General features: G+C 70.2%; 11 protein-coding genes and 1 pseudogene. 9 read left to right on the forward strand and 3 right to left on the reverse strand.

Annotated elements, in window-relative coordinates; genetic code table 11:
* The 3 genes and pseudogenes from HNV26_RS33230 to recR all read left to right on the forward strand — a co-directional run.
* Positions 1–728, forward strand: a pseudogene (locus HNV26_RS33230) (DNA polymerase III subunit gamma/tau); the annotation flags it as partial.
* 94 nt (positions 729–822) lie between these two features.
* Positions 823–1,140, forward strand: a complete 318-nt coding sequence (locus HNV26_RS33235) for a YbaB/EbfC family nucleoid-associated protein (RefSeq protein WP_011552030.1) — start codon at positions 823–825, stop codon at positions 1,138–1,140.
* A gap of 6 nt (positions 1,141–1,146) precedes the next feature.
* Positions 1,147–1,740: a recombination mediator RecR gene (recR, locus tag HNV26_RS33240; protein ID WP_011552029.1), complete on the forward strand. Its 594-nt coding sequence runs from the start codon at positions 1,147–1,149 to the stop codon at positions 1,738–1,740.
* A 36-nt stretch (positions 1,741–1,776) separates the two neighbouring features.
* Here recR and HNV26_RS33245 read toward each other — a convergent pair whose 3' ends face one another.
* From HNV26_RS33245 to HNV26_RS33255, 3 genes are read right to left on the reverse strand one after another with little or no spacing between them, the layout of a single operon-like run.
* Positions 1,777–3,702 carry a protein kinase domain-containing protein gene (locus HNV26_RS33245; RefSeq protein ID WP_171444923.1) on the reverse strand — a complete coding sequence of 642 codons (1,926 nt, stop codon included), beginning with the start codon at positions 3,700–3,702 and terminating at the stop codon, positions 1,777–1,779.
* A 2-nt stretch (positions 3,703–3,704) separates the two neighbouring features.
* Positions 3,705–5,675 carry a FecR family protein gene (locus tag HNV26_RS33250; RefSeq protein WP_171444924.1) on the reverse strand — a complete coding sequence of 657 codons (1,971 nt, stop codon included), beginning with the start codon at positions 5,673–5,675 and terminating at the stop codon, positions 3,705–3,707.
* On the reverse strand, positions 5,672–7,219 hold the full coding sequence (locus HNV26_RS33255; RefSeq protein WP_253817286.1) for an MSCRAMM family protein: 1,548 nt from the start codon (positions 7,217–7,219) through the stop codon (positions 5,672–5,674). Before HNV26_RS33255 ends, HNV26_RS33250 begins: the two co-directional genes overlap by 4 nt.
* Before the next feature lie 296 nt (positions 7,220–7,515).
* Between HNV26_RS33255 and mglB the strand changes: the two genes are divergently transcribed.
* The 6 genes from mglB to HNV26_RS33285 all read left to right on the forward strand — a co-directional run.
* Positions 7,516–7,995, forward strand: a complete 480-nt coding sequence (gene mglB / locus HNV26_RS33260; RefSeq protein ID WP_002637270.1) for a gliding-motility regulator GTPase-activating protein MglB — start codon at positions 7,516–7,518, stop codon at positions 7,993–7,995.
* A gap of 11 nt (positions 7,996–8,006) precedes the next feature.
* Positions 8,007–8,594, forward strand: coding sequence for a gliding-motility regulator Ras-like GTPase MglA (mglA, locus tag HNV26_RS33265; protein ID WP_002637269.1), 588 nt, complete (start codon positions 8,007–8,009; stop codon positions 8,592–8,594).
* A 121-nt stretch (positions 8,595–8,715) separates the two neighbouring features.
* Positions 8,716–9,420 carry a dihydrolipoamide acetyltransferase gene (locus HNV26_RS33270; protein WP_171444926.1) on the forward strand — a complete coding sequence of 235 codons (705 nt, stop codon included), beginning with the start codon at positions 8,716–8,718 and terminating at the stop codon, positions 9,418–9,420.
* A gap of 11 nt (positions 9,421–9,431) precedes the next feature.
* Positions 9,432–11,861, forward strand: a complete 2,430-nt coding sequence (locus tag HNV26_RS33275; protein WP_171444927.1) for a tetratricopeptide repeat protein — start codon at positions 9,432–9,434, stop codon at positions 11,859–11,861.
* Positions 11,861–15,193: a tetratricopeptide repeat protein gene (locus HNV26_RS33280; RefSeq protein ID WP_216612961.1), complete on the forward strand. Its 3,333-nt coding sequence runs from the start codon at positions 11,861–11,863 to the stop codon at positions 15,191–15,193. Before HNV26_RS33275 ends, HNV26_RS33280 begins: the two co-directional genes overlap by 1 nt.
* A partial coding sequence (locus HNV26_RS33285; protein WP_171452951.1) for a tetratricopeptide repeat protein occupies positions 15,190–16,412 on the forward strand: 1,223 nt, incomplete at its 3' end. The genes HNV26_RS33280 and HNV26_RS33285, both read left to right, overlap by 4 nt.

Here is a 16,412-nt window from a genome sequence, read left to right on the forward strand (position 1 = left end):
CCACCGAGCCCGCGCCATCCGTCCGCGTCACCAACATCCGCCGGCCCGAGCCCATCCCGCCGCCGGAACCTCCGCCCTACGCGGAGGAAGAGGACGCGCGCTACTACCCTGAAGAGAACTCCCCCGAAGGCTGCGCCTCCGGAGAGTGCCTCCCCGAAGTCGCCGCCGCGCCGCCGGCTCCCCCGCCGGAGCCCGAGCCCGTCATCCACGAGCCCGAGCCCGAGCCTCCGCCGCCGGCCCCTGTCACCCGCTCCCGGGACAACCCCAACCTGCCCCTCATCGAGCGTTGGCGGGCCGCCGTGGAGACGGTGAAGTCCTCCCATCCCCGGCAGGGCGCGGCGCTGTCCAACGGGCGCTTGATGTCCATGAAGAACGGCGAAATCGTCCTCGGCTTCCTGCCCGTGGCCGGCTTCCACCGCATGGCCGTCAACTCCACCGCGGGCAAGGCCGCCGTGGACAAGGCCCTGGCCGAGCACTTCGGCCGCCCGGTGAAGCTCACCATCCAGGATGCGTCTCCGGACGACCCCCGGCTGGGCCCCAGTCTGGCCGACCAGGACGCACAGACGCGCGCCGCCCACGAGAAGAACACGGACAGCAAGGTCCGCAGCCACCCCGCCGTCCGGGCGGTGCTCAAGTTCCTGGGAGGCGAAATCGAACACATCCAGGTCTACGAGCCCGAGCGCCCCGGGGCCGTGCCAGCGGACGACACCTCCGACGACAGCGCCTGACAACCGCCTCGCGCAACGGTAGGGTGGCGCCCCATTCCACGCCGGGGCGGGGCCATGTCCGTGGCGCCCGCTCCCACGAGCACCGAGGAAGCATATGCCTGGCGTCGACCTGAACTACTTCATCCGGCAGGCGAACAAGCTGACGGAGAAGATTGAAGAGCGGAAGCAGCAGCTGGCGGAAGAGAGCGTGGAGGCCAAGGCCGGTGACGGCCGGGTCACCGTCGTCGCCAACGGCATCCAGGAGATCCGCAGCATCAAGATCGACAAGGAAGCCATCGACCCCAACGACACGTCGATGCTCGAGGACCTCATCACCGCCGCGGTGAACGCCGCCCTGGCGAGCAGCCGTCAGCACATGCAGCGCGAGCTCGCGAAAATCTCCGGCGGCGTCAAGATCCCCGGCATTACCTGATACCGGATGACCCCCGATCCGCTGAATCGACTCGTCGCCCAGCTCGCGAAGCTGCCGGGCATCGGCGAGAAGACCGCGCAGCGCCTCGCGTTCCACATCCTGCGGGCGCCGGGTGAGTATGCCGCCGAGCTGTCGCAGGCCATTCGCGAGGTGAAGGAGAAGGTGCACCTGTGCGTGCGCTGCTTCTCCCTCACCGACGCGGAGACCTGCAACTTCTGCCGGGACGCTCGGCGCGACGAGCGCGTGCTGTGCGTCGTGGAGACGTTCGCAGACCTGATGGCGCTGGAGCGCACCCGTGAGTTCAAGGGCCGCTACCACGTCCTGCACGGCGTGCTGTCTCCCCTGGAGGGCGTGGGCCCCGACCAGCTCCGCATCCGCGAGCTGCTGGAGCGCCTCAACGACAGCCGGGTGGAGGAGCTCATCCTCGCCACCAACCCGGACGTCGAGGGCGAAGCCACCGCGCTCTACCTGACCCGCCTGCTCAAGCCCATGGGCCTGCGTGTCACCCGCATCGCCCAGGGCCTGCCCATGGGCGGCGACCTGGAGTTCGCCGACCAGGCCACGCTCGCCAAGGCACTCTCCGCCCGCCGCGACCTCTAGGCCACTCGCGGTGGCGGCGCGAGCCTCCTCGCGCCGCTACTGCGTCACCCGCCACGAGAAAGGCATCACCACCGTGACCTCCTGGTCCCGGTGAGGAGGGAAGCGAAGGCGCTCCGCCTGGGCCTCCAGGCAGCGGCCCACGCTCGACGAAGCCAGCGGCCCACGCGTCCCCGCCCGCACCTTGCCCGACGAGACGATGGTGAGCTGCACCTGCACCTCACCCTGACTCGAAGGCAGGTCCGCCTTGTAGCGCTCGAAGCACGTGGTGATGCGCGCCCGTCCACGCGAGACGACACGCTGCACGTCGTCGATGCCCAGCGTCACCCGCTTCTGCGACGCGTCCTTCTTCGACCGCACAGGTGCCGCGTCCGCCCCTTCTTCATCCGCCTCCGGCTCGACACCGGACGCAGCGCCGGAAAGTCCGGCTTCGTCCCTCTCCGTCGCGCCAGCGGCATCCTCGGGGGACCCCGCCGAATCCGTCTCGGCCACGTCGCCCCCCGCCCCATGGGCCACGGCGTCCGTCAGAGAACCGGCCTGAGCGGCGGCCCCCACGGGTGCCATCGGCGCGCCAGCCTGAGCGGCAGCATCCTCCGGTGCCACGGCCGCCACGACGGGCGCCGTGGCCGGCACCAGCGACATCGAAGCGGGCGTCGTCATCCACTGCCGATATCCAACGATGCCCGCCGCCGCCAGCAGCAGGCCGCCCGCCAATCCCACCGCGAGCGTACGCCAGCGTCGGACTCCGGCCGTGGGCTCCAGCGACGTCGGCCCCCGTGAGGCCGCGCCATGGGCAGGCACGCCTGGCGAGGAAGGCCGCACGGACATGCCGGGGCGCTGGGCGGACGTGGCATCCCCCTCCCGAGCCAGCACGCCATACAGGTTCGTCCCCTGCGCCTCCGCCCCCGGCGCCTGCCCTTGCGCCCCTGCCGCGGCGCCTCCGTACGTGGCGTTGAGCGTGGCCAGCGTGGGAATGCGTGAGCGCTCGGTGAAGCGCTCCTCACCAAAGTGCCCCTTCAAGAAGGTGCCGAGCGGCATCGCGCCCGAGCCGCTCAGATGCTCCGAGAGGAACGTCTCCAGCGCGTCCGCGAACGCCTCCGCGGTGGGGTAGCGGTCCTCCGGCTTGAAGGCCATGGCCTTCAGGAGGATGGCCTCCAGTTCCTCGGGCAAGTCCGGCCGCAGCTCGCGCGGCGGCTTGAGCTCGCCCTGCAGCAGCGCGTTGAGCACCGCCAGGTCGTTCTCCCGGGAGAAGGGCCGCACATGGGTGAGCGCCTCGTACAGGCTCACGCCCAGCGCGAAGATGTCCGCGCGGCGGTCCACCTCCTTGCCGCGCGCCTGCTCCGGCGCCATGTACATGTACTTGCCCTTCACCACGCCAGTGCGCGTGTTGACGAGCCGCGACTCGGCCTTGGCGATGCCGAAGTCCAGCACCTTCACCTGCCCCTGGTACGTCAGGTACAGGTTCGACGGAGAGATGTCGCGGTGGACGACGTTCAGCGGCTGCCCGGCCTCGTTGGTGAACTCGTGCGCGAAGTGCAGCCCGCGCGCCGCGTCGATGAGGACGCGGAGCACGACGGGGAGCGGCACGTAGTGGCGCTTGCGTCCGGCCAGCCGCAGCGTCGTGGAGAAGTCCTCGCCCGCGAGGTACTCCATGCAGATGTAGTAGCAACCCTCCGCGAAGCCCAGCTCCTGAATCTGCACGATGTTCGGATGGGCCAGCTTCGCCGCCAACCGCGCCTCGTCCCGGAACATCTCCACGAAGTCGGGGTTGTTCGTCAGGTGCGGCAGCATCCGCTTGATGACGACGTTGCGCTCGAAGCCGTCCGCGCCCAGCAGCTTGGCGAGGAAGATTTCCGCCATGCCGCCTTCGGCCAGCTTTCGCACGAGCACGTACGGGCCATAAGGCTGAAGCAGGGGCACGAGGCCCGTTTCCGTCACGGGCAGGGTCGTCTGGGGGGGGGACATCCTCACGGCCCTCGCTGTTTCAGAGTGCGCACCATATGGACCGCCGGGGCACCAGGACGCGTCATTTTAAACACCAATACGGGCGGCGAGCCCACCGGCTCCGCCCAGGTGTTGAACCGGTGTTTGCCATCCAGCGCCACCGGGCGTCCATTGATGGACAGGCGGGCATCCACAGGTGCGACACCGGCCGCGCGCACCTTCGCGCCCGCGGCCTGCCCGTTGCGCGGTGTGGACACCATGAGCACCGGCACCGAGTTGTCGTAGACCAGCTCCAGCTTGTTCATCCGTCCCCCCTTGAGCTGTGCACCCGTGGCGGAAAGCGGCGTGACGGACCAGAGGTAGTTGCCCTCACTCAGCGCACCGGCGTCCAGCGCGGCGCGAGCCTCCGTCACGGTGCGTTCGGCCACCGGCGTATCCAATGCCCCCGCGCGGTACACCGCCACGCGGTAGCGCGCCGCGGAGGTCTCCGAGGCATAGGTGAAGGTCACCGCCGGGGGCTTGTCCTGGTAGAAGATGGTCGTCTTCTCCGGCCCCTCGGGCACCACGTTGCGCACCCGCGCCAGCGAGCGCACCGCGCGCTCCGGCGCGAACGACGCGCTTCCCGACACCTGTGTCCCATCCTTGCGGCGCACCCGCCAGTGGAGCATGCCGCGCGCCGGCGCGGGCACGTTGATGAAGGGGCGGTACACCGTGCCTGACAGCACCGGCCGCGTGAAGGCCGCGTCCTCCGCGACCTCCACAGTGGCCTCACCCTCCCCTTCCCAGGTGATGGCCACATCCTGCAGCCCCGGATGGAACACCTCCGCGCCGTCGACGACGCCCAGGGCCAGTGGCGCGGGCGCGAGCGGCTCGACGCGGGGCGCCTGCGCGGAGGACGCATCCACCGTGGCGCGCTCCCCCGCGCGCAGCGCCTGCCGGGCGTCTCCGCGCACCAGCGTCACCTGTCCGGTGAGCGCATCCACCAGATAGCCCGCGGCCGTGCGACGCACCGCCAGCCGCGCTTCACCGCCACCCTCCACCTGCAGCCCCGGCAGCACCAGCCGGCTGGTGCGCCCTCGCGCGAGCTGCAGGTTCAACCAGCCCCTCAACAAGTCGAAGCGCGCCTCATCTGAGGCGTCGCCCTGCTCCGCCGACGTCAGCACCAGCTCCGCGTCCGACCCCAGTGACGCCACCGTGGCCGAGCCCTCCAGCGCCAGCACCGCGGAGCCTCCGCGCCGGGTGCGCACGCTGCCTCCCGGAGCGAGCACCTCGCCCTGCTTCGCCACCGGACGCCAGTCCGACGCTCCCCTGGCCCGCACCTCCGCGCGCCCCGACGCCAGCCGTACCGTCACCGGAATCGGCGCCAGTTCCAGGACACGCGCCCCCCGGGCCACCAGCTCCGTCCGGCCGGACGTCACCTCCACCGCGTCGCCTTCGGACGCGCGCAGCGTCTTGCCATCGCGGCCCACGAACTCGATGGCGCCCAGCCGCACCTCGACGCGGCCCGCGTCCTCGGCCACCTGCACGCGCACCTCGCTGGGTTCATCCGCTCCCACCCGCGTGAGGCCGAAGGGCGTGCGGATGGTCAGCGCCACCTTCGAACCCTGGCCCGTGCGCGCCGCGCCAGCGGGCACGCGCGACAACAGGATGCCGCGCTCCACTTGAAGCACGATGCCTCCCGAGTCCGAACCCAGCGCGAAGCGCGCGTCCGGCCCCACCTCCACGGAACGGCCATCCGGGAAACGCACCGTGGCCACACCCCCCGCGGCCGTCTCCACCGCGTCGCCCCCATACAAGGGCCCCTCTTCGGCGGGCGCCCGCTTGCCACCTCGCTCCAGGCGCACGTCGCCGCTCACGCCCTCCAGGCGGCCCAGCACTTCGCCAGCGCCCGCGTCGACCACCGCCGAGGGCCCGGGAGGCGGCGCCACGGCGTCATCATCACACCCCGCGACGAGGAGCAGCAGGACCAGGAACCAACGACGCGGGGCACTCACCGTTTCCCCCTCGGGAAGAGGTCTACATTGAGGATGGTCCGCTCCCCCTCGCGCAGGGTGATGACCTTCGTCTGGGACAGATGCCCTCGCGCGGAGATGGTGATGCGGTACGTGCCACCCCGCACCTGGACATTGAAAGCCCCCTTCGCATCCGTGCGCGCGCGCACCCGGGCTTTCGTCACGAGGAGGGTCGCCGCCAATGGCTTGCCCCCTCGCACACTGCGGACCTGTCCCACCAGCGTGGCCCGTGTCCCCTTCTTTTCCGGCGCCAGTGGCACCGACAGCGTGGACTCCTGCCCGGCGATGACCACCGCGGCTTCATCCGCGGACTGGAAGCCGGAAGACGCCACCGAGACAGCGACGGGCCCCGGAGCCAGGTCCCTCATCACCACCTGCCCTGCCAGGTCCGTGCGCACCTGGGCCGTGCCCACCGACACGCGAATGTCCGGCAGCGGCGCGCCCGTCCGCGCATCCACCACCGTCACCCGCAGCGCGCCCGTCGGTGGCGGCAGTGGCGCGGCTCGGACCTCCAGCTCCGCGCGCATGCCCTCCTCCACCGTCGCCGTCGCCTCCGCGGACGCATATCCCTCCGCCGTCACCTGCGCGGACACCGGCCCGGGCGGCAGGGACGCCACTTCGACGAGGCCTTGCGCATCCGCCACGTGCGCCTCGCCCTCCACCATGACCCGCGCGCCAGGCAGCGGCGCGCCCGTCCGCGCGTCCAGCACGTGAAACCGCACGCTCCCGGGCACCACCACCGGCACGGGCACCTGCCGCGTCGTCCGGACACCGCCATGCCACGCCAGCTCCAGCGCCGCGCCCATCCGCCGCAGGCGCTGCCGGGACTGCGTCCCATCCTCCAGCGTCACGGTGTCCTGCACATGCTGGAAGTCCAGCACCAGCGTGCCTGTCCAGCGCTCCGCTCGCCGCAGCGGCACCAGCAGCGCGCCACCGGCGGAGAACCCCGTCGCCTCCGCCCGGGCGCCCGTGGCGTCGCGCACCGACAGAGAGACAGGCAGCTCACCGCGCGCCTCCAACTGCAGCCCCAACACCAGCGGAAAGCGCACCAGGCCGCCCACCACCGCCGCATGCCGAACGCCCCGAAGGAGCGCGGGCTCGGCCGAGTCACCGAAATGGGGAAGCTGTGAGAAGCCATAGCCCGCGCCCAGCTCCGCGCGCACCGGGCCCAGGAAGGCGCGCGCCCGGGGCCCCACCGAGGCCCGCCACAGGCTGCCACCGGTGATCCGCAGCGCGCCCTCCCGCAGGTCGAAGGCCTCCCGCTGCAACCCGGCCCACGCGCCCAGCCAGGACGTGCCCAGCCACGCAGTGCCCACGGCCGCTACATCGTTCGGCGTGAAGCCCTCATAGGTGAGCCCGGGCCCTACATCCGCCTGACGGCCGTCACGGAGGGACAGCCCGTAGCGAAGGCGCGACGAGGCGTGCTCGGCCACTTCCTCCGCGTGGGCGGGGGACGTGGCAAGCAGGACGAGGAGCACCAGCGCCAGGCGCGCCACGAAGCAACGCGGGAGAAGCGGGGGCGGCAAAACGCAGCGGAGTATAGAGAAAGCCGGGAAGGCCCCCAACCCCGTGGGACAGGTTCATTCAGGCCCCACGCTCCCAGGGTGCGGATCCGTGGCCTCCACCCCACAGTGCGTCCGGAGGGCATGGGAACGGGCACGGAACCACCTCCAGGAAGCGGAAGGCTTCTTGCTGGAGTGGATACGCTTTGCTAAGCATCCTGATGGTCGGTAGCGCCTCGTCTAACCTCGTGGATTCACTCTAGAAACATCGGAGCGTCGCCATGAGCGGGACGAGCGAACGCTGAGGAGCGCATACGCCCATGGGCACGCAACTGGTGATGTACGAAGAGGAGTTCACCAAGATCAACGCCGTTTGCGACCGGCTTACCAAGGACGCGAACGCGAAGGTGGTCTTCCTCGTCGACAAGAACGGGCAGCTCATCTCCTCCGCGGGTCAGACGCAGAACATCGACACCACGTCACTGGCCTCGCTGACGGCCGGCAACGTGGCCGCGATGGGTGGCCTGGCCAAGCTGATTGGGGAGAACGAGTTCCCCAACCAGTTCCACGAGGGGGCCAAGGACTCGCTGTACATGACCATCGTCGGCAGCCGGGTCGTGCTGGTCGTCATCTTCGACAACCGCACCAGCCTCGGCCTCGTCCGCCTTCGCATCAAGAAGGCCAGCGACGAGCTCACGAAGATCTTCGAGAGCCTGGTGAAGAAGACTGACAGTCCTGGAGCTGGGTCGCCCTTCGCCGAGATCTCCGACGACGATATCGACAACCTCTTCAGCGAGTAACCCGGGAAGCCATGTCCTTCATCAATTACTCATCCCGCGAAATCAACTGCAAGATTGTCTATTACGGGCCCGGGCTCTGCGGGAAGACGACCAACCTTCAGTACATCTACAACAAGACCGCCGCGGAGACGAAGGGCAAGCTCATCTCCCTCTCCACGGAGACGGACCGCACGCTCTTCTTCGACTTCCTGCCGCTGTCGCTCGGTGAGATTCGCGGCTTCAAGACGCGCTTCCACCTGTACACGGTGCCCGGTCAGGTCTTCTACGACGCCAGCCGCAAGCTCATCCTCAAGGGCGTGGACGGTGTCGTGTTCGTGGCAGACAGCCAGATCGAACGTATGGAAGCGAACATGGAGTCGCTCGAGAACCTCCGCATCAACCTTGCGGAGCAGGGCTACGACCTGAACAAGATTCCGTACGTCATCCAGTACAACAAGCGCGACCTGCCCAACGCGGTGACGGTGGAGGAGATGCGCAAGGCGCTCAACCCCCGCAACATCCCGGAATACCAGGCCGTGGCTCCCACGGGCGTGGGCGTCTTCGACACGCTCAAGGCCGTGGCCAAGCTCGTCCTCACCGAGCTCAAGAAGGGTGGTTGAAGCAAGCGCCCAGGCGGGCGACTCCGGTCCCCGCCCACGGCGTGGCAAGACGTCCTACAGGCAAGGGTGCTATGTCCTCCCTTGCCGTCAGGTCAGACCGTCTGCCCACTGAGGTCGTACCGTGCGTGTCGCCGCCACCTTCCCGCTCCTCGCCCTGCTGAGCGCCGCCCTCTGTGGGCCGGCGCTCGCGCAGGAGCCCGCTGCCTCCGCTCCTCCCTCCACACAGGCCGCGGCGACCGCGGACGAGGCGTTCGACATCCGCGTGAAGACGCTGGAGGAGAACGTCGTCGACCTGAAGGAGAAGATCTACCGCTCCAAGGCCCGCCTGCTGCTGCTGCAGGAGACGGTGCTGGGCGGTGACGTCTCCACGGGCGCTCGCGCCGTCATCATCCACAAGAACGAGATGGGCGGCTCCTTCCAACTGGAGTCGGTGGCGTACGCGCTCGACGGCGCGCCCGTCTACACGCAGGTGGATGAAGAGGGCCACACGGACCTGGGCAAGCGCGAGCTCTTCGAGGTCTTCAACGGCCGCATCGTCCCCGGGCAGCACCAACTCGCCGTGCGCCTCGTGTACCGGGGCAATGGCTACGGCGTGTTCAGCTACCTGGAGGGCTACAAGTTCAAGGTGCAGTCCAGCTACACCTTCAACGCGGAGCCGGGGAAGACGTCCACCGTGCATGTGGTGGGCTACGAGCAGGGCGGCATCACCACGGACCTGAAGGACCGGCCCGCGGTGCGCTACGACGTCTCCGTCGCGCGTGAGTCCGGCCGCAAGGCCGCGCCCGCCGCGCCGCCGCCCGTCACCCGTTCCACTCCCGGTCAGTAGAGGGCCAGACGGTGAACGCGTCACTCCGCGCTCTCGCTCTCTCGGCGGTCCTGCTGGGGCCGGCGGCCGTCCGTTCCGCCGAACCCGCGCAGGTGCCCGCGCCCCCGCTGACCGCGCGCGACCTGTCGCCGCGGCTCGACGCGGTGGAGAAGGGGCTGCTCGGCGTCGAGGAGAACCTCCGCTTCGTGGAGACGCAGTTCACCCAGCGCGCCGAGCCCAGTGACGACGACGCCCTCGCGCGCCGCTTCTCCGACGGCGAAATCCACTACCTGCTGGGCGACTGGCCGGCGGCGTCCGTCCTCTTCTACGACCTGGTGAGCGACCCGCGCTTCCGCCCGCATCCGCGCTATCCGGACGCGCTGTTCTACCTGGCGGACTCGCTCCTGGAGCAGCGCAACGACATTGGCGCGCGCCTGTATCTGCGCGAGCTGCTGGCCCTGCCCCCGACCTCCGGCCACTACCGCGAGGCCCTGTCGCGCTACCTGACGGTGGCCGGCCGCCTCAACTACTTCGAGGGTGTCGAGGCCTACGTGGCGCAGGCCCGCGCGCTGTCCGGTGGGCAGCTGTCCCCGGAGATTGCCTACGTCCACGCGAAGTGGCTGTTCCGGCGCACGGACCTGTCTCCGGTGGACCGCATCGCCCAGGCCCGCGCCGCCTTCACGCCACTGGCGCAGGCGCCCAACGGCGCCTTCCGGCTCCGGGCCGCCTACCACCTGGGCGTGTTGTCCGTGCAGGAAGGTGACCTGCCCGCGGCCATCACCCGCTTCCAGCAGCTGGCCACCCCGCCCTCCGCCCAGGCCGCCCAGGCCGCTCCGGGCAGGACGGGTCCTCGCCGCTCCGCGCCCACGCCGGAGGAGGAAGCCCGCCGCGTGCGCGAGCTGGCGCTGATGTCATTGGGGCGGCTGCTGTACGAGACGGGCCGCTTCGACGACGCGCTGGACCGCTACGGCCAGGTGCCGCGTGACAGCGAGTCCTTCCCCGACTCCCTCTACGAATCCGCCTGGGTCCACGTGCGCCGAGGCCACTACCAGCAGGCGAAGAACGCCATCGACATCCTCCTGCTGGTGGCGCCCGACTCGCAGCTCGCCGCCGAAGGCCGCATCCTCCAGGGCAACCTGCTCCAGAAGCTGCGCCGGTACGACGAGGCGACCGACACCTATACCCAGGTCATCGACACCTTCCGGCCCCCCCGGGAGCAGGTGGACGCGTTGCTGAGCTCACACAGCGACCCGGTGGCGTACTTCGACCGGCTGCTGGTGCGCGCGGACGGCCCGCTGGACATGCGCACGGTGCTGCCGCATCTGGTGCTGAAGTACGCCACCACGCAGCGCGTGGTGGCGGACGCGGTGCGGACGGTGGAGGACATCGACAGCGGTCGCCGGGGCCGGAGCGAGGCCGCGGCCATTGCCCAGCGCATCCTCCACGCCCTGGACACGCGCGGCCTGGAGACCTTCCCGGAGCTGCAGGAAGCCAACACGCGCGCGGACGCGGTCGACACCGCCCTCACCCAGGCGGAGGCGGAGCTGGTGCGGGTGGAGACGCTCGCGATGCGGGCCGTGCTCACGCCCGCCGAGCTGGCGCGGCTGACGGAGGCCCAGCACGCGCGCGGAGCCCTGGAGCGCCGCTTCTCCGCGCTGCCCACCTCGTTGAAGACACTGGAGGACCGCCGCGAGCGCATGCAGCGGCGCGTGGACGCGTTGGACCGCGAGGCCCACCGGCTCGACTTCGAGCTTCAGTCGCTCAACGCCGTCGCCGCCTCGATACGCAAGTGGGTGGAGGACTCGCGGACGCACCGGCAGACGCCTCCGGACGAGGAGCGCGAGTTCCTGCTGCAGTTGCAGGCCGAGGTCCAGACGCTGAAGGACCTCAAGGCGGAGCTGACCGTCACGCGCGCGCGGCTGGCGGACGAGCGCAACGCCGTGGACACCACCCTGGCCGGCGAGCGCGCCATCCGCGTCGCCTATACCGACTCCCTGCGGCGCGAGCACGCCATCCTGCGCGAGGCGGAGCCCCGGGCGGACGCGGAGGTCCTGGCCACGCTGCGGCGCACCCAGGGCGTGCGCGGCCGGCTGGACGGCCTGCGCGAGCGCGTGACGACCGCCCGGACCGTGGTGCGCGAGCGGCTGGAGCGCCGGGGCCGCGTCATCCGCGAGAAGGTCCTGGCCGAGCAGCAGCTCCTGGAGCGCTACGAGGCCGAAGTCGCCACCGTCTCCGGTGACGCCAGGCAGTTGGTGGGCCGCATCGCCTACGACAGCATCCGCCGCGTGCGGCAGCAGTTCTACGACCTGGTGCTCAAGGCGGACGTGGGCGTGGTGGACGTGGCCTTCAACGAGAAGCAGGACAAGACGACGGCCATCCAGACGCTCTCCACGCAGAAGGACGAGGCCCTGCGCGAGCTGGACGCCGAGTTCCAGGACGTCCTGTCCGAGGTGAAGGAGTGATGCGCTCCCGTCTCCTCGCCGCGCTGCTCGCCCTGGCTGGCCCCGACTCCGCCGCGGAGGCTCCCGCCGCGCCCGCGTCCCCCTACCTCCAGGGCATGGGACGCACGCCCGAACAGGAGGCGCTGTTCCAGGAGGTGAGCAGCGCGCTGGAGCTCTACGAGTCCGAGGCGCGCGAGTTCCACCGCGAGGTGCAGGAGCTGGTGGAGCAGCGCTACGAGCAGAAGCGCGGCGCGCTGGCCGCATCCTACGAGAAGCGCATCAAGGACCTGGAGGCCCAGGAGCGCCGCGAGCGGCTGGACGCCATTGCCCGGTTCGAGGAGTTCCTGCGCCGCTACCCCACCGAGCCGCGCTTCACGCCGGATGTGATGTTCCGCCTGGCGGAGCTGTACTACGAGCGCTCGTCGGACGACCACCTGCTGGCGATGAAGGACTACGCGGAGCGGCTGGAGGCGCACGACAAGAACCCGGACGCGGAGTTCCCCACCGAGCCGCGCGTGGACTACGCGCCCTCCATCGCGCTCTACCGCAAGCTGCTGGCCACCTTCCCGGACTACCGCCTCAACGACGGCGCCTGGTACCTGCTGGCCTACTGCCTGGAGAAGCAGGACCAGTACGACGACAGCCTCCACGCGTACCAGCAGCTCATCGCGCGTTACCCGCAGAGCCGCTTCGCCACCGAGTCCTGGGTGCGCATCGGCGAGTACTGGTTCGACAACTACGAGGACCCGCAGGCCCTGCCCAAGGCCGCGCAGGCCTATGAAGCCGCCACGCGCGACGCCTCGCACCCGCTCTACGACAAGGCGCTCTACAAGCTCGGTTGGACGTACTACCGCATGGACCGCTTCGAGCCAGCGGTGGCGTCCTTCCTGACGCTGGTGGAGTTCTACGAAGCCCAGCGCGTGGCGAAGGGCGACGCGACGGCCGGCGGCGACCTGCGCGAGGAAGCCCTCCAGTACGTGGCCATCTCCCTGGCGGACGACATGTGGGGCGGCATCGCCCGGGCGGACGCGCTCTTCGCGGAGCGTGGCCCGCGCCCCTACGAGGCCGAGGTGTACCAGCGGCTGGGCAATGTCTACTTCGACCAGACGAAGCACGCGCCGGCCATCGAGGCCTATCGCCGGGTGCTGCAGAAGGCGCCGGACGCGCCGGACGCACCCATGGTGCAGCAGCGCATCGTCCAGGCCTACGAGCGGGACCGCATGCTGGGCCTGTCCTTCGCCGAGTCCGAGGCCCTGGCCAACCTCTACCAGCCCGGCGGCACCTGGTACGAGAAGAACAAGGGCGACACGGCGGCCATCGCCCGCGCCAACGCGCTGGCCGAGCGCAGCCTGTACGGCAGCGCCACCTACCACCATCAGCAAGCCCTGGTCTTCAAACAGGAGGGCAAGTTCGAGCAGGCCCGGAGCGCCTTCGACATCGCCGCCCGCGCGTATGGCATGTACCTGGAGCGCTTCCCGCGGACGAAGAGCGCGGGCGACATGCGCTTCTATTATGCGGAGTGCCTCTACAACGCCTTCCAGTTCGCCGCCGCCGCGCGCGCCTACGAAGAGGTGCGCGACACGGACACGGCCAACAAGCACCGCCCGGACGCGGCCCTCAACGCGGTGCTCGCGTGGCAGAAGCAGCTCACGCTGGACATCCAGGCGGGCACGGTGCCGGAGTCCAAGACGCTGCGCTCGACGGAGCGTCCGCCGGGCCAGGCCGTGAAGCCCCGCCCCTTCGCGCCCACCGAGCAGAAGCTGGTGGCCGCCGCGGATGCCTATGTGGCCCTGCTGCCCGCTGGAGAGAAGGCGCCCGGCATCGCCTACCAGGCCGCGGAGCTGCACTACTCGCACGACGACTTCCCCGAGGCGCGCCGCCGCTTCGAGGCCATCATCCAGGCGTACCCGAGCCACGAGGTGGCCCGCTACGCCACCAACCTCACCATCGAGACCTTCCTCATCGACGAGGACTGGCGGAGCGTGGAGTCCGTCAGCGCGCGGCTGGCCAGCAACGACAAGGTCATCGACCCGTCCAGCGACCTGCACAAGCAGCTGGTGCAGTTCAAGCTCGCCGGCCGCTTCAAGCTCGCCGACCAGCTCATGGCCGAGTCGAAGTACGAAGAGGCCGCGGCGAAGTACATCGAGTTGGTGGACGAGTCGCCTCGCCACGAGTTCGCGGACAAGGCCCTCAACAACGCCGCGGTGGCGCATGAGAACACGCGCCGCTTCGACTCCGCGTTGAAGCTGTACGAGCGCATCTACCGCGAATACCCGTCGTCTCCGCTGGCCGGCGGGGCGCTGTTCCGCGTGGCGGTGAACGCGGAGAACTCCTACGACTTCGACAAGGCCGTCGTCAGCTACCAGAAGCTGGTGAAGGACTACCCGGGCTCGAAGGACCGGGAGGCGGCGCTCTTCAACGCCGCGCGCCTGCTGGAGGGCCAGCAGCGCTACCCGGAGGCCGCCGCCGCCTTCATGCGCTACGCGGACCTGTTCCCCAAGGCGGAGGACGCGCCCAAGAATCAGTACCGCGCCGCCATCATCTACGAGAAGCAGGGCAACCCCCGTGGCGAGGTCCGCGCGCTGCAGGAGTTCGTGCGCAAGTTCGCCTCGCAGTCCGGACAGGTGGAGCTGGTGGTGGACGCGCACCGGCGCATGGGAGACGCCCACCAGAAGCTGGGCAGCGCGCGCGAAGCCCAGAACGCCTGGGCGCGGTCCGCGGCGGAGTTCGACCGGCGCAAGCTCCAGCCGGACACGCACCCGCTGGCCGCGGACGCCGCCGCCTACAGCCGCTTCCAGCTGGCAGAGCTGGAGTTCCAGAAGTTCGACAAGCTGAAGATTGGCGGCAAGGGCAAGGCGCTGGAGCGCAGCTTCACGGCCAAGCGCAACGGCGTGAAGTCCGTCAACACCGCGTACGCGCGTGTCTACCCGTACAAGCAGCTGGAGTGGACGCTGGCCGCGCTCTACCGCCGGGGCTACGCCCTGGAGCGCTTCGCCAACACCATCATCGAGACGCCCGTCCCGGCGGAGGTGAAGCGGATGGGCGAGGAGGCGGTGGTCGTCTACCAGGACGCGCTGGTCCAGCAGACCACCGCGCTGGAAGAGGCCGCCGTGGAGAGCTACGCCGCCACGCTGGCCGAGGCTCGGAAGAACCGCCTCAGCAACGAATGGACGCGCCGCACGCTGGAGTCCCTCAACCGCTTCCGGCCCAAGGAGTACCCGGTGCTCAAGGAGCCCAAGCAGGCGCTCGCCACGGACGCCACCTACCCGGATGGGCTGGTGGGCAGCATCAGCGGCCCCGTGCGCTCGACGCCGCAAGAGGGCCCTCGCCTGTCTGGGGAGGGAACCAAGTGAGTCCTGGCCCGCGTCTCTCATGCGCCCGCGCGCTGACCTCCGTGGTGCTGGCCTCCAGCCTCTGGCTGTCCGCGTGCGCCACCATGGAGGCGCCGTCACCGCCCCTGGCCCGTCCGGAAGCGCCGCGCGGTCCCGAGCGCGACTTCGTCGAGGCCGTGGAGATTGCGCGCCGGGGCGAGCTGACCGCGGCCGAAGCGGCGCTGCGCACCCTGGTCGAGCTGGACCCGAAGCTGGACTACGCGTGGACGAACCTGGGCATCGTCCAGGAGCGGATGGGGAAGACCGCGGACGCGGAGCGCTCCTACCGCAAGGCGCTGGACGTGGCCCCCGAGCAGCAGTCCGCGTGGGACTGCCTGGCGCGCCTGTATGGCCGCACCGGCCGCACGGCGAAGCTGGAAGCCGAGCTGCGCGAGCGGCTGTCCTCCCAGCCGGACTCGGTCGCGCTGCGCACCGCGCTGGCCATCACCCTGCTCCAGACGAAGAACCACGCCGCCGCCTCGGCCGAGGCCAAGCAGGCGCTGAAGGGCGACGAGCGGCACGTGCGCGCCATGCAGGTGCTGGCGCAGGTCTACTACCGCGAGGGCAAGCACGAGCTGGCGCGCATGGTGCTGGAGAACGCCCGCGCCATCGACCCGAAGGACGCGGCCACGCACAACGCGCTGGGGTTGGTGTACCTGGCGCTCGACTCGCGTCCCCAGGCCCTGGAGTCCTTCAAGACGGCCGCGCAGCTGCGGCCGGACTTCGCCGAGGCGCGCAACAACTTCGGCGCCATGCTCAACGAGGCGCAGGACTACGAGGCCGCCGTCACCGAACTGGAGGCCGCGGTGCGCGCCGCGCCGGACTTCGCGTCAGCCCGCCTCAACCTGGGCAACGCCCACCGGGGGCAGGGGAACTTCGCGCGGGCCCGCGCCGAGTACGAGCAGGTGCTGCTGCTGATGCCGCGCGCCGCGGACGCATACTTCAACCTGGCCATCCTCTACCTCGACGTGGAGCCGCCGGGGATGGAGCCGCTGAAGCGCTACAAGACGGCCCTCGCCCACTTCGACAACTACCAGGCGCGCGGCGGACGCGACGAGCGCATCCCCCAGTACGTGAAGGACGCGCGCAAGCTCATCGACCGCGAGGAGCGGCGCCTGGAGCGCGAACAGAAGGACCAGCTCCGAAAGGCCGCCGAGGCGCAGAAAGCCGCCGAGGCCAGCCCCCCCGAGGGAACACCGCC

Origin of the sequence: Myxococcus xanthus (assembly GCF_013116825.1) — a bacterium.
Classification (GTDB): domain Bacteria; phylum Myxococcota; class Myxococcia; order Myxococcales; family Myxococcaceae; genus Myxococcus; species Myxococcus xanthus_B.

What these genes read in the sequence shown, in the direction of transcription:
- HNV26_RS33235 (WP_011552030.1), top strand. Translation starts at nt 823, where the DNA reads ATGCCTGGCGTCGACCTGAACTACTTCATCCGGCAGGCGAACAAGCTG.
- HNV26_RS33280 (WP_216612961.1), top strand. Translation starts at nt 11,861, where the DNA reads ATGCGCTCCCGTCTCCTCGCCGCGCTGCTCGCCCTGGCTGGCCCCGAC.
- mglB (WP_002637270.1), top strand. Translation starts at nt 7,516, where the DNA reads ATGGGCACGCAACTGGTGATGTACGAAGAGGAGTTCACCAAGATCAAC.
- HNV26_RS33245 (WP_171444923.1), bottom strand. Translation starts at nt 3,702, where the DNA reads ATGTCCCCCCCCCAGACGACCCTGCCCGTGACGGAAACGGGCCTCGTG.
- recR (WP_011552029.1), top strand. Translation starts at nt 1,147, where the DNA reads ATGACCCCCGATCCGCTGAATCGACTCGTCGCCCAGCTCGCGAAGCTG.
- mglA (WP_002637269.1), top strand. Translation starts at nt 8,007, where the DNA reads ATGTCCTTCATCAATTACTCATCCCGCGAAATCAACTGCAAGATTGTC.